Annotated in this window: 10 protein-coding genes and 1 tRNA gene; 8 read left to right on the top strand and 3 right to left on the bottom strand. The window is 69.9% G+C overall.

The genetic code is table 11. The features are described from left to right. The first annotated feature begins 146 nt into the window (after positions 1-146). Positions 147-656 carry an SAM-dependent methyltransferase gene (locus AC08OP_RS06585; protein ID WP_476613368.1) on the top strand — a complete coding sequence of 170 codons (510 nt, stop codon included), beginning with the start codon at positions 147-149 and terminating at the stop codon, positions 654-656. 289 nt (positions 657-945) lie between these two features. On the opposite strand, the gene AC08OP_RS06580 is transcribed toward AC08OP_RS06585, so the two are convergent. Beyond that, complete coding sequence (locus tag AC08OP_RS06580; RefSeq protein ID WP_476613367.1) at positions 946-1,491, bottom strand: hypothetical protein; 546 nt, start codon at positions 1,489-1,491, stop codon at positions 946-948. 400 nt (positions 1,492-1,891) lie between these two features. On the opposite strand from AC08OP_RS06580, the gene AC08OP_RS06575 reads away from it, so the two are divergent. Both AC08OP_RS06575 and AC08OP_RS06570 read left to right on the top strand, forming a co-directional pair. After that, entirely contained in the window at positions 1,892-2,707 is an 816-nt protein-coding gene (locus AC08OP_RS06575; RefSeq protein ID WP_476613366.1) for a DUF899 domain-containing protein, read from the top strand. 56 nt (positions 2,708-2,763) lie between these two features. Continuing rightward, positions 2,764-2,991 carry a hypothetical protein gene (locus AC08OP_RS06570; protein WP_476613365.1) on the top strand — a complete coding sequence of 76 codons (228 nt, stop codon included), beginning with the start codon at positions 2,764-2,766 and terminating at the stop codon, positions 2,989-2,991. A gap of 413 nt (positions 2,992-3,404) precedes the next feature. Here the strand turns inward: AC08OP_RS06570 and AC08OP_RS06565 are convergent. Beyond that, positions 3,405-3,480: transfer RNA gene (locus tag AC08OP_RS06565), tRNA-Leu, on the bottom strand. 247 nt (positions 3,481-3,727) lie between these two features. On the opposite strand from AC08OP_RS06565, the gene AC08OP_RS06560 reads away from it, so the two are divergent. The 5 genes from AC08OP_RS06560 (at position 3,728) to AC08OP_RS06540 (ending at position 12,831) form a co-directional block, all read left to right on the top strand. Beyond that, positions 3,728-4,327 (top strand): ANTAR domain-containing response regulator, encoded by a 600-nt coding sequence (locus AC08OP_RS06560; protein ID WP_476613364.1) that lies wholly within the window; start codon positions 3,728-3,730, stop codon positions 4,325-4,327. 73 nt (positions 4,328-4,400) lie between these two features. Beyond that, complete coding sequence (locus AC08OP_RS06555; RefSeq protein WP_476613363.1) at positions 4,401-6,047, top strand: branched-chain amino acid ABC transporter substrate-binding protein; 1,647 nt, start codon at positions 4,401-4,403, stop codon at positions 6,045-6,047. 304 nt (positions 6,048-6,351) lie between these two features. After that, a complete protein-coding gene (locus AC08OP_RS06550; RefSeq protein ID WP_476613362.1) occupies positions 6,352-7,557 on the top strand; it encodes a branched-chain amino acid ABC transporter substrate-binding protein in 1,206 nt (401 codons plus the stop codon). 160 nt (positions 7,558-7,717) lie between these two features. Then, a complete protein-coding gene (polA, locus tag AC08OP_RS06545) occupies positions 7,718-10,525 on the top strand; it encodes a DNA polymerase I (protein ID WP_476613361.1) in 2,808 nt (935 codons plus the stop codon). A 380-nt stretch (positions 10,526-10,905) separates the two neighbouring features. After that, positions 10,906-12,831: a putative bifunctional diguanylate cyclase/phosphodiesterase gene (locus AC08OP_RS06540; RefSeq protein WP_476613360.1), complete on the top strand. Its 1,926-nt coding sequence runs from the start codon at positions 10,906-10,908 to the stop codon at positions 12,829-12,831. 9 nt (positions 12,832-12,840) lie between these two features. On the opposite strand, the gene AC08OP_RS06535 is transcribed toward AC08OP_RS06540, so the two are convergent. After that, positions 12,841-13,881 (bottom strand): M4 family metallopeptidase (locus AC08OP_RS06535; RefSeq protein WP_476613359.1); only part of this gene is annotated, 1,041 nt, incomplete at its 5' end.

The raw sequence follows: 13,881 nt of genomic DNA, 5'->3' as shown, positions 1-13,881 counted from the left end.
CGTCGCCGCCCTCATCGCGGGCGTGCTCGTCCGACGACCGCCCGCCGCCTGATCTCCCGAACAAGGGACCGCCGTCACCTACGCGCCCAGAACACCGCCATGCGCGCCCATCGGCGCTCACGACCGACACACGAGTACCACTTGCCATGTGTGACCAAGGGGTGGTACCGATCGTGCTCACCCACGCCCGCGCGTTGCTGACCAGCACCCCGCAGGGGCGCACCGCCTACCTCGACGCCGACCTGCGCGACCCTGACGGGATCCTCGCTGCTCCGCAGCTACACAGCACCCTCGACCTCACTCGGCCGGTCGCCCTGTCCGTCGTCGCGATCTTCCATTTCATCCCCGAGGCGGATAACCCCTACGGGATCGTGCGCCGGCTCCTCGACGCGTTGCCGTCGGGTAGCTACCTTGTCCTCACCCACGGCACCGGAGATTATGATCCGGACGCGGAACGGGCGGCGGAAGCCTACCGGCAGAAGGGGATTTCGGTGCAGCCCCGCAGCCGATCCGAAGTCGAACGTTTCTTCGACGGGTTGGAGCTGGTCGACCCCGGGGTTCAGGTCGTTCACCGCTGGCGGGCCGACGGCAGCGCCGTCGAGGAGCTGACCGAAGCGCGGGTCAGCATCTACGGCGGTGTTGCCCGCAAGCCGTAACACGCCATCCGGCAAGCAGAGCACTGATGCCCGGCGGCCTCGCCCAACCGGTCATAGCGCGGCGGTGGGACTGGGCCGGATCGCGGACAGCCTTCACGATCCGCGTTGATGCCCATACAGTGAGCGCCTGATCAAACGTGTGCCCGGCTGGAGCGATCCCGCCTACGGCTACGCAGATCGTCCTGTTCCGCACGCACCCACCACGCCATCACGGCCGTCCGCCCGTGCCCGAGGAGTGAGAGGAGCAGAAGGCACGCTGCAGCGACCGGTTAACTGTCCCGGTCCCTGATCAGTCGTTGCCGCCTGTCGTGCGGCGAGTGCTGAGCAGGCGCTCTTCCAGCCAGGCCCATCCTTCGGGGCGACGGTGCCAGCGGTGCCAGTCCCACAGCACCCCGTGCACCCGCGGGCTCTGTTTGATGACCGCCAACACCGCGACGCGGGTGCCTTCGGAGACAACCATCTCGGGGAACTCGCGAACCGCGCCGTCGGCGGTCCGGAACGACATGCCGCCGCTGCCGAACGGACCGGCGACCATGTCAGCCAGCTCCCCGACCACTCCTTCGACGCGCGGGATCTCGACGGTCGCCGCCCCTCGATGGGGAACGTCACCGATCGCGACTAGTTCCCCCGTGTCGTGGAACCATTCCAGGTGCGCGACCCTCGACGCGAGGGCAGCAGCGACCGGGTCGGGCACCTGCCAGTTACCGAAATTGGTGATGAAACTGGTCGGGCGCCGCTCGTCGGAGGCGAGGAAGTCGTTGATCCCCCAGATCTCGACGTCCGCGCCTGCGACGGGCAGATGGGAAAGTGGTCCCCCACCGGTATTCGCGGTCACCCTGCCTCCTCACGGCGCCGTTGCTCGATCCTCAGTTTGCCAAAGCACGTTCCGCGCCACCCCGCAGCACAAACTCGCCCTCGTCGATGCCCTTACCGGCGCGGTGAGATACTCGGGCGCACCACGTGGCCTGAGGTGACAGATCCATACCATAGGATTGCATCGAGTGGCCGCTCGCGGCGCACGGTGGCCTTGCCATCCCAGTCCAGAGGGCTGGGTGAGCTGTCAGTGGCCTGTGCCAGAGCGTGTCTGTGAACTTGTCGGCCCGACCTGGTCCGTGCAGGCTTGGCCGAGGGCGCCCCCTGCCGCGATGCGTTCCGGCCGGGTCGCGAGTCTGTTCTGGCGACCGTCGTAGGACGTCGTACGACGCTGCCCGGCACGAGACACCACGGAGGACACCATGACCACCACACCGGACGACCCGACCACCGCGTTGCCTGGCCGGCCGCCCGTCGTTGACCTGGCCACCTGGCAGACCGCCCGTGACGAGCTTCTGGTCCGCGAGAAGGCCCACACCCGCGAGGGCGACGCCCTCGCCGCGGCCCGCCGCCGGCTGCCGATGGTGGAGCTCGACGGGACGGTCGAGGTCGTCGGACCCGACGGCCCGGTCCCGTTCCTGGACCTGTTCCAGGGCCGCGACGAGCTCGTGGTCTACAAGCACATGTGGTACGACGGCGCGCCGCACCAGGGGCAGTGCGAGGGCTGCACCACCACGGCCTGGCACCTGAAGGACGCCGTCTACCTCAACGCCCGCGGCGTCTCGTTCGCCATCCTGACCACGGGCCGGTGGGACGAGGTGGCCTCCTACGTCGAGTTCATGGGCTACACCCAGCCCTGGTACTCGGTGCGCGACGTGGACGCGCCGGTCGGCGGCAGCATGGGTTACATCACCTGCTTCCTGCGCGACGGCGACCGCGTGTTCCTCACCTACTCCACGACGGGCCGTGGCAACGAGTCGGCCAACGGGTCCCTCGGCCTGCTCGACATGACGCCCTACGGCCGCCGCGAGGCGTGGGAGGACAACCCCGAGGGCTGGCCCGAGGCCCCTGCGGCCGACTCGCCGGTCGGTGGGCATGGCTCGCCGATCTGCTGGTACTGGCGCTCGGACGCGGACGGGAACGCCACCTGGGGACCGACCAGCCGCCCCGTGCCGCAGTGGACCCGCCCCGGCGCGACCCCCGTGGAGACCCTTGGCCGGCACGGCCACCACCACTGACGCGCCTTCGTCGACGGCGTCGGAAGGAAGCGCCCATTGAGCGTTTCTATGCTGGCGTGCGTCTTGACGAGGATGAACAGGAGAAAATCCGCGCGGGGCTGCGGACGGAGCTTGACCGCCAGCACCAGCGTTCTGAACCGGAGACCCAGTCGGCGAAGCGCCGAGTGACGGAGCTGGCCGAGGAACGGCGGCGACTGGCTCGGGGCGTGGTGATGGGGAGCATCCCAGAGGATCTGGGGCGCGAGGAGCAGGAGCGCATCGCTACTGAATCGCTACTGAACTGAAGAACGCTGAGCGTTTCCTGCGGGCAGCCGAGATGATCTACGAACGGATTGCGGACACGCTGACCGTTGCCCTGACGCTCGTCGGCCGGTGCGGCGAGGTGTACCAGCTGTCCGGGCCGCAGGTGCGGCGCATGAGTAACCAGGCTTTCTTCATGAAGCTCTTGGCGGAGGTCGAAGAGGACGGGACGGCCGTAACCGGCGTATGCCTCCGCGAGCCCTACGCCGCGCTGACAGGAGAGGCGTTTCGGCGGGCGGTGGCCAGGGGTGGTGGCCGCGCCGGGCATGAGCAGGGCTGGGACAGTGACAAGCCCGGTCCGGCCGCGGACACAAACCTCGGCCACGATCTGGACCCTGTTGGGGATCTTGACCGTGGCCAAGGCTTGACCGTGACCAAGGTTCGAAAACGATCTATCTGGTACCCCGGGTGGGATTCGAACCCACACTGTCGGTGGTTTGAGCACCGTCTCTCTGCCGTTGGAGTACCGGGGCCGGCGGGTGGAGCGTGTTGGATCAGACGTAACAGGGGCGAGTTGGGGCAAGTGGAACGGGCGGAGGAACCGGGCGGGACGAGGGCGAGGAGACCGCCGTCGAACCTGGCCGGAACCTCTCCTTGAAGACTCTATCCGGGTAGGGTGCGTTTCGACCTCCCGCCCTCCGTGCCCGGGGCGGGACGGCCACCCCGATCGTCCGTCCTGTCACACTAGGGACGCACCTCCGAGACCAGGAGTCCGACTCGATGAGCCAACCCTCCTCGAACCCACGCCGGGTTCTGATCGCCGAGGACGAAGCGCTGATCCGGCTCGACCTCAGGGAGATGCTCCAGGAGGAGGGCTACGAGGTGGTCGGGGAGGCGGGCGACGGCGAGATGGCCGTCAACCTCGCCGGCAAGCTCCGCCCCGACCTGTGCATCCTCGATGTGAAGATGCCGAGGATGGACGGCATCGAGGCCGGCGCGAAGATCGCGAAAGACCGTATCGCTCCCGTCGTCATCCTCACCGCCTTCAGCCAGCGGGAGCTGGTGGAACGTGCCCGTGAGGCCGGCGCCATGGCCTACGTGGTCAAGCCGTTCCAGAAGAAGGACCTGCTGCCCACGATCGAGATGGCGATGAGCCGGTTCACCGAGATCGTGAGCCTCGAGGCCGAGGTGGAGGACCTGCAGGGGCGCCTGGAGGCCAGGAAGATCATCGAGCGGGCCAAGGGCGTGCTGCAGACCGAGCACGGCATGACCGAGCCGGATGCCTTCCGCTGGATTCAGCGCACCTCGATGAACCAGCGCCGGACGATGCGGGCGGTCGCCGAGGCCGTGCTGTCGGGCGAGGCGTTGCCGAGCTCGTGACCTCCGTGTCCGTGACCTCCGTGTCCGTGACCTCCGTGTCCGTGACCTCCGTGTCCGTGATCCCGGAAGCCGGGTGAGCGATTCGTCGCGGGCGTCTCTCGCGTCGATGGCCGGTTCGATCGGGCGGTGGACCCGGGCCAGATCGCGCACCGGTCGCGGGCGCGCGGCGCTCGCGGCTCTCGCCGTCCTGATCCTCGCGGTGCCCTCGGTCCTGGGGTTCACGCTGGCCGCCAGCCTCGGCGCCGGCGATGACGCCGACGGCGGCGCTGGCGGCGCCGGCGTCATCCGGGTCGCCACCCTCGGTGTGATGGCGCCGCTGTCCGGGGATCTCTCCACGGACGGGGTGAGCGCGCGCAACGCCGTCACGCTCGCGGTCGACGAGGCCAACAAGTCCGGGGCCATCCCGGGCTGGCGCATCGAGCTGTCCGCCCACGATGACCTGTCCCGTCCGGACGGGGGAGCGCAGGCCGTGGACGCCTTCGTGGCGAACAATCAGGTCATCGGCGTGGTCGGGCCGCTGAGCTCACTCGTCGCGAAGGTGTCCCTGCCCACGCTGAGCGCCGCGGGTATCCCCGTCGTCTCCCCGTCGAACGCGGACCCGACACTGACCGACTCCGGTTCCCGGCCGCGCACCCGGCCCTTCCCGTCCTACTTCCGCCTGGCCGGAACGGACGAGCGCCAGGCCCGGGTCGCCGCCGAGTACGCGGTCAGGACGCTCGGCCGCAAGCGTATCGCCGTCGTCGACGGCGAACCGAGATACGGCACGACCCTGGGCGCCCGCTTCGCGGCGCGCGCCGCCGCCCTCGGCGCGTCGGTGACATCGGTATACCAGGTCCGGGGGGACGAGACGGATGGATCCGAGATCGCCGGCACCGCGCGGGCGATTGAGGAGGACGCCCCCGATCTGGTCTATGTCTCGACGGGTGCGGCCTTCGCCGGGAAACTGCGGGCCCGGCTCGCCGACGCGGGAACGTCGATCCAGGTACTCGGTTCGGACGCGTTGCTCCAGTCCCGCTACACCGACGAGGCGAGGTCGGCGGCCGACGGCGACCTGATCATCGGTCCACTGGTCCCGCCGACTCGGCTGCCGTCCTCAGGCGCCTTCGTCGCGGACTACTCCGACCGCTTCGGGGGACCGGCGGATGACGAGGGCAGTACCCGCCCAGGGGCCTCGGGCGGCGTGGAATCGCCTGGCACGAGTGGGCGGCCGAGTGGGACCCTGGGCCCGCGGGGCCAGGAGGACCCTGCGGACCTGCGGAGCCAGGAGGATCCAGCGGAGACCGCCTCGCCCGGCCGGGGCGCTACCACCACCCCGAGTGCGGTCCACGGCATCTTGACACCGGCATCGGCACCGGCATCGGGGCCGGGCCTGGAGGAAGGGCCCCACGGGCCGCCGGCCGCCGGTACCCGCGGCACGTCCGGGGTGAACGAGCCCGCCGCGGAGCTGGAGCTGCGGCGGGCCGAGGCCATCCCCGCGGTCGCGGCCTATGCGTACGACGCCGCCAGGGCGATCATCCGCGCAGCGGCCACGGTGCTGCCGGGCCGGACGACCGTGGACGCGGCCACCAGGCACGACCTCGTGACGGCGATCGGGAGCGGCTCGTTCGCGGGGATCATCGGCTCCGTCGCCTTCGACCGCTGGGGGGACACCCGATCGCCCACGGCCGTGCTCTACACGGTACTCGGCGGCAGATTCGTCCCGTTGAAGACGGAGAACTGACCGACCGGCGATGACGCTGCGGCGGCTGCCGCAATGGCTGCGGCGACCGGCATCCTCCGACCAGGCCGTTGCGGGTTCTGCCGGGTCGTTCGCTTCTCCGATCAGGTCGTTCGCTTTCGGACCCACCGGCGAAACCTCCTTCAAGTTACGACACGCTCACGTTGCGCTTCCCTTCCGCCTCTCCGAAGGTTACGTTTTCGTCACTATCCGCTTTCGATCGGTTGCCAATGATGCGGTGGCGGCGGACCGGGTTCTGACGCCGAGGGGGCGGTGGCGGCAGCGATGTGCTGTGGGAGGGCGTGTCATGACGGGTCCTGGACGGCGACGGGGCGTGCCCCGACCGAGCGTGACGCGGTGGGGGGCCCTCGGATCCGTGGGTGTGCTGACGGCCGCGGCCGTCCTTGCCGGCTGCGGCGGTGGTTCGTCCGGTGACGACGGGAAAAAGGAATACGTCATCGGCTTTCAGGGGCCGCTCTCCGGCGACAACCAGCAGCTCGGCATCAACGCCTACGACGGGGTGCTGACCGCCGTCGAGCTGGCGAACCGGCGCAAGGATCTGCCGTTCAGGCTGCGCCTGGTCGCCTCGGACGATCAGGGTATGGCCGAGCAGGGGCCCACCGCCGCACAGAAGCTGATCGACAATCCGAAGGTCATCGGCGTCGTCGGCCCCGTCTTCTCCGGACCGACGAAGTCGAGTGAGCCGCTCTACAGCAGGGCCGGGCTGCTGTCGGTCAGCCCGTCGGCCACCAATCCGGCGCTCACCGATCTCGGGTTCACCAGCTTCTACCGGGTCATCGCCCCGGACACCGTGCAGGGATCCGCCGCTGCGGAATACCTCGCCAAGGTCGTGAAGGCGGACAAGGTCTACTCTCTCGACGACCGGAGCGAATACGGCACCGGCTTGTCCGGAGCGCTCGAGAAGGCTCTGACCGGTCGTGGCATCCGCGTGGTCCACGACGGCATCAATCCGACGAAGGACTACACGTCCCAGGCCACGAAGATCCTCGCGGAGAATCCGGATGCCGTGTATTACTCGGGCTACTACGCGGAACTCGCGTTGCTGACCAGGGCGCTGCGCAGCAAGGGGTACACCGGGAAGGTCGTCAGCGGCGACGGCGCGAACGACGACCAGCTCATCCGCCAGGCCGGTGCCGGCAACGCCGAGGGAATGCTGCTGACCTGCCCCTGCGGTGACCCGAACAGCGATCCTGCGGCGGCGGGGTTCGTCGCCGACTACAAGACGATCAACGCCGATGCGCGGCCTGGAACCTATTCCGGCGAGGCCTATGACGCCACGAACGCCGTCATCGAGGTGCTGCGCGGGCTCGGTAGCGGCGCGACGCGGGAGGCCGTGCTCGCCCGGTTCGGCTCGGTTGACGTTCCCGGGGTCACCAAGCGCATCAGATTCCGGAAGAATGGTGAGGTCGAGGGTTCGACGGTCTACGTGTACGAGGTCCGGGCCGGGAAACGGACCGTGCTCGGCCCGGTCAGCTCCCTCGTCAAACCGTGACCGGACGGACCTGACCGATCGGCGGACCTGACCGATCGGCGGACCTGACCGATCGGCGGACCTGACCGATCGGCGGAGCGACGTGACGGAGCGACGTGGTCGACGCGTCGGTCCGCCCGCTCGCGGCGAAACTGTCCGACCCACGGCCTAAACTCGCCGCGTGTCCGTCACCACTTCGTCCCCCACCTCGTCCCCGTCCGGGAGCCCGGCAGCGTCCGCCACCGTGGCCACCGCGGCCGGCCCGGCCGCGCCCTCGCCGAGTCCCGCGCCATCGAGCCCCGCGAAGCCGACCCCGGCGACGCCCCGGTTGTTGCTGCTTGACGGGCACTCGCTGGCCTACCGCGCCTTCTACGCGCTGCCGGTGGAGAACTTCTCCACCACCACGGGCCAGCCGACGAACGCGGTGTACGGATTCACCTCCATGCTCATCAACGTCCTGCGCGACGAGCGGCCGACCCATGTCGCCGTGGCGTGGGACCTGCCGACCCCGACCTTCCGGCACACCCAGTACGCCGAGTACAAGGCCGGTCGGGCTGAGACCCCGGCCGACTTCGTCGGCCAGGTCAGCCTCATCCACCAGGTGTGCGACGCCCTCGCGGTGCCGGGGGTCAGCGCGCCGGGATACGAGGCCGACGACGTGATCGCCACGCTCGCGACCCTGGGCGCGGCCGAGGGGATGGACGTGCTGGTCGTCACGGGTGACCGTGACGCGCTGCAGTTGGTCGACGAGCGGGTGACGGTGCTGATGACCCGCAAGGGCATCAGCGACATGGTCCGCTTCACCCCCGACGAAGTGCAGGCGAAGTACGGCCTGTCCCCGGTGCAGTACCCGGACTTCGCGGCCCTGCGCGGGGATCCCTCCGACAACCTGCCGTCGGTGCCGGGGGTGGGGGAGAAGACCGCCACCAAGTGGATCCAGCAGTTCGGCTCGCTGGCCGAACTGGTCGACCATGCCGACGAGATCGGCGGGAAGACCGGGGCGTCGCTGCGCGCCCACCTGTCCGAGGTCATCCGCAACCGTTCCCTGACGGAGCTGTCCCGTGACGTGCCGCTCGACGTCGTCCCCGCCGGCCTGCGGATGCGGCCCTGGGACCGGGAGGCCGTCCACCAGCTGTTCGACACGCTGCAGTTCCGGGTGCTGCGGGAGCGGCTCTACGCGGCCCTCGCGATCGCGCCGCCTGCCGCCGACGAGGGGTTCGAGATCGAGCTGACCGTGCTCGGGCCGGGCGAGGTGGCCCGGTGGCTCGCCGAGCACGCCCACAGAGCCGGCCGTACCGGCCTGCACGCCCGGGGCACCTGGGGGCGCGGCACCGGCGTGCTCGCCGGTCTCGCGCTGGCTGCGGCCGGCGGTGCCGCAGCCTGGATCGACCCGACGCTGCTCACCCCCGCGGACGTGGCGGCGCTGGGCGCCTGGCTCGCCGACCCGAACCAGCCGAAGGCCGCCCACGACGTGAAGGGGCCGATGCTGGCCCTGACCGAGCTCGGCCTGCCGCTCGCCGGCGTCACCAGCGACACCGCGCTCGCGGCCTACCTGGCTCTGCCCGGCCAGCGGTCCTTCGACCTGGCCGATCTCGTCGCCCGGTACCTGCATCGCGACCTGTCCGCCGACCCCGTCCCGGGCGGCCAGCAGCTGACCCTCGACGGCTCCGGCGAGGCCGACCAGGCGCACGCGGACGCCGTGCGGGCCCGGGCCTGCCTCGAGCTCGCCGACGCCCTCGACGCGGACCTTGAACGCCGCTCCGCTGCCACCCTGCTGCGGGACATCGAACTCCCGCTGGTCACGGTCCTGGCCGGCATGGAGCGGGCCGGCATCGCCGTGGACTCCGAGCACCTGGCCGAGCTGCGGAAGCGCTACGGCGGCGAGGTCAGCGCGGTCGCCGCGCAGGCCCACGAGATCGTCGGCCGGCCGTTCAACCTGGGCTCCCCCAAGCAGCTGCAGCAGATCCTCTTCGACGAGCTGGGCCTGCCCAAGACCAAGAAGATCAAGACCGGTTACACCACGGACGCCGACGCCCTCGCCTGGCTGGCGGTCCAGTCCGACCATCCGCTCCTGCCGGTGCTGCTGCGGCACCGTGACGTGGCCCGCCTCAAGACGGTCGTCGACTCGCTGATCCCCATGATCGACGACGCCGGGCGCATCCACACCACGTTCAACCAGACGATCGCCGCGACCGGCCGGCTCTCCTCCGCGGACCCGAACCTGCAGAACATCCCGATCCGGACGGCCGAGGGGCGCCAGATCCGCCGGGCCTTCGTCGTCGGCGCGGGCTACGAGACGCTGCTGACGGCGGACTACTCGCAGATCGAGATGCGGATCATGGCTCATCTCTCGGGTGACGAGGGCCTCATCGAGGCGTTCGGCTCCGGCGAGGACCTGCACACCTTCGTGGCCGCCGAGGCGTTCGGCCTGCCGGTCTCCGAGGTCGACCCGGAGTTGCGCCGGCGGATCAAGGCGATGTCGTATGGCCTGGCCTACGGGTTGTCCGCGTTCGGCCTCGCCGGGCAGCTCGGCATCGCGCCGGACGAGGCCCGGGAGCACATGGACGCCTACTTCGCCCGGTTCGGCGGGGTCCGCGACTTCCTGCGTGGGGTCGTGGAACGGGCTCGCAAGGACGGCTACACCGAGACGATCCTCGGCCGCCGTCGTTACCTGCCCGATCTGACCAGTGACAACTCCCAGCGGCGGCAGATGGCCGAGCGGATGGCGTTGAACGCGCCGATCCAGGGTTCCGCCGCGGACATCATCAAGATTGCGATGTTGGGGGTCGACCGGGCGTTGCGTGCCGGGGGGTACGCCTCCCGGCTGCTGCTCCAGGTGCACGACGAACTTGTCCTCGAGATCGTGCCCGGCGAGTACGAGGCGATCGAGCGGCTAGTCCGGGCCGAGATGACCTCCGCGTACACCATGTCGGTGCCGCTCGACGTGAGCGTTGGCGCCGGCCGCACCTGGGACGACGCGGCTCACTGAGCCTTCCTGTCACTGAGCGTTCCTGTACCCCGGATGCCATTTTTGTGTTGAATTAATCCGCTGGTTTCCCGGATTTCCTTTCGTATCCGGTATCGGTCGAGGAATTGTACCGAGCCGTGAAATTGCATCGGTGCCGTGAAATTGCATCGGTGCCAGGAAACTGCTGGCCGTGATGTCGGTCACGCCGGATCGACGGCTATGTTGGAAGGAAACCTGACCCGGTCCTGTCGCCGTCGTGCACCGTGATCTCTCGGATGCGGGGTCGCCGCGACACCCGGGGCGACGTCCCGCTCGGTGCGGTTCGTCTCCGTTCGGCCCGCCTGATCCGCTCGGTCCGTTCGGTCGGGCTCATCGCGGGTCAGCGCGGGAGGAAGCTGTTTTTGATCAGCGGGCGTACGTTCGCCGGCCGTCGGCGTTTTCTCGTGGTCACCCCTGCGATCGCGGCGGTGCTCTTCCTGCTCGCCGGGTGCATTCCGGGCTCCCCGGGTCATCTGCGCTGGGGCAGCTGGCTGGGTCTGGTGGTCGCGGTCGGCAACACTGTCGTCGGGCTGGTGGCTAACCCGAGAGGGCGCTGGATTCCGCCCGTCGCCGTCGCCTCGCTCGCCGCCGCGCTCGCCTTCGCGCTGGCGAGCGCGGCGCCCGGCCGGAACGCGGACACCTACCTGACCTGGTTCCCGGTGCTGTGCGCCTATGCCGCTCTGGTCCCCGTCGGCTGGGCCGTCGCCGGCACCGCGGCCGTCTGCGGTGCCGTCGTCGCCGGCGTCATCGCCCACGACGGACTGGCCGAGGCCGCCGCGCCCATGTTCTCCACCATCGCCGCCGTCGTGCTCGTGGGCGCGGTGGCGAAGGCCCTGTTCCGTGAGGGCCTGCTGCAGAACCGTTCCGATCCCCTCACCCGCCTGGCCAATCGGGGCGGGACGATGGAAATCGGGCAGTCCGCCGTTGCGAAGATCAACGCCGCGGGGAACGAGGCTGTCCTCGTCCTGGTGGACCTCAACCGGTTTCACGAGGTCAACGATGCGCTTGGTCACCTCGGCGGTGACCAGCTGCTGAGGATGATTGCCGAGACGTTGCCGACCCTGACCCCGAGGCCGGTGTTCGTCGGTCGGGCCGGCGGGGACGAGTTCGCGCTGGTGTTCCGCGGACCCGAGATCACCCCGGCGCCGTCCCCCTCATCCGCCTCATCCGCTTCACCCGTCCCGCTCGGTCTGTCGGGCGCGCCGGCCGTCCGCGGCCCCCTGCCCGCGGCCCTAGCTGCCGGGCGGCGGCGCACCCTGGGCCGGCGGGTCCTCCGCCAGATCCAGGGGCCCTTCCAGGTCTGCGGGGTCGACGTCGAGGTGGACGCCTCGGTGGGCATCGCGGTGGCCCCCCGCGACGGCGCGACCATGGCCACCCTGATGAGCTGCGCCGATGCGGCTCTGCTGCGGGCCAAGCGGGTCGGGGAGAGCGTGGGCCTGTGGGAGGCCGGCATCGCCGGGGTGCGGCCCGAGGAGATCGCGTTGAACGCCCAGTTGCGCGCCGCGATCGGCCGCGACGAGCTCGTTCTGTACTACCAGCCGGTCCAGTCGGCTCGGACCGGTGGGATCGTCGGTGCCGAGGCGTTGCTGCGGTGGCGGCACCCGAGCCGTGGGCTGCTCCCCCCCGGCGAGTTCCTGCCGATCGCCGAGCGGTCCCCCCTGATCGCGGACCTGACCCGGTGGGTTCTCGACGAGGCGCTGCGGCAGTGTGCCGCCTGGGACGTGGGAGGCCTGCACCTGCCGGTGTCGGTCAATCTCTCCCCCCGGATGCTGGTGCTCGACGACCTTCCCCGGGTGGTCTCGGACTCGATCGCCGCGCACCGGCTGGCCCCCGACGTCCTCACCCTGGAGATCACCGAGAGCGCCCTGGTCACCCAGCCCGCGCGTGCGGCGACGATGCTGGGTCAGCTGCGCTCCCACGGAGTGGCGCTCTCCCTCGACGACTTCGGCACCGGGTACAGCTCGATGGAGATCCTCAAGACGTTGCCGTTCGACGAGGTCAAGATCGACCGGGGGTTCGTCACGGACGTCCGGGGGAGCCTGCCCGACGCCGCGATCGTGCGTTCCGTGCTCGATCTGGGACATCGCCTGGGGCTGCGGGTCGTCGGTGAGGGCATCGAGGACGAACGGACCTTGACGATGATGGTCGACCTCGGCTGCGACCTGCTGCAGGGAGAGGCGATCTCGCCTCCGCTGCCGGCGGAGCGCATCCGCGAGCTGCTGCGGGCCCGGGCCGCGAAGGCGGGCAAGGTGGTTCCGGGCGGTGACGTCCGATGCCGCCGGGCGTGATGGTCCGAATTACCCGGATGCGCGGACGGCGATGCCGACGGCCTGCCACGCCTCGGAGACGGCCTTCCGCGCGTCCGCACCGAACAGCAGGCCGGCCTGGCGCACGGTCACCGAGGCGAATGCGCGGAACGTCGTGTTCGGCCGGATCTGCGGTGCGCGCAGGGTCTCGTACCAGATGTGGCCGGCCTTCTCCCAGGAGTATCCACCAAGAGCCGTCGCGGCGAGGTAAAATGCCTTGTTCGGGATGCCCGAGTTGATGTGGACGCCGCCGTTGTCGGCGGTCATCCGGACGTAGCGGTCCATGTGGTCCGGCTGGATGTCGTCGCCGAGCACCGGATCGTCGTAGGCGGTCCCGGGGGCCTTCATCGACCGCAGCGCGACGCCTTGGACGGCGTCGGTGAGCAGCTCGTCGCCGATCAGCCAGTCGGCCTGCTCGGCGGTCTGGCCGCGGACGTACTGCTTCACCAGGGAACCGAAGACGTCGCTGATCGACTCGTTGAGCGCGCCGGACTGGTTCACATACATCAGCGCCGCCTCGTCCTCGGTGACGCCATGGGTCAGTTCATGACCGATGATGTCGAGTGACACCGTGAAACGCTTGAACAGCTCACCGTCGCCGTCGCCGAACACCATCTGGCGGCCGTTCCAGAAGGCGTTCTCGTAGTGGTCGCCGTAGTGCACGGTGGCGAGCAGAGCCATCCCCTCGTCATCGATGGAGCTCCGGCCGAGGACGTCGGAGTAGAACGCGAACGTCGAGCCCAGGCCGTCGTAGGCCTCGTTGACCGCCGTGTCGTCGATCGCGGCGCCACCCTCCTCGCGAACCACCGCACCCGGCAGGATCTCGGTGCCGCCCGCGTCGCTGACGGTGCGCCGCGGGCCGGTCGCGGGTGCCAGCCGCGGTGGGACGGCACCGCGCCGCGTCGAGCGCATCAGGGCGTTATGCACCCGGATGGTGCGATGAGAGGTGTCCTGGAGCAGGGTGGACAGGGCCCGGGAACGCTGCTCCTCGGTGCCGTTGCGGACAATGCGTTCGAGAACGTGGGGTGGGAC

This window comes from Frankia sp. CeRuru1 (genome assembly GCF_977966315.1).
The sequence above is the reverse complement of the archived record's forward strand: the minus strand, read 5'-3'. Positions and strand labels throughout refer to the sequence as shown.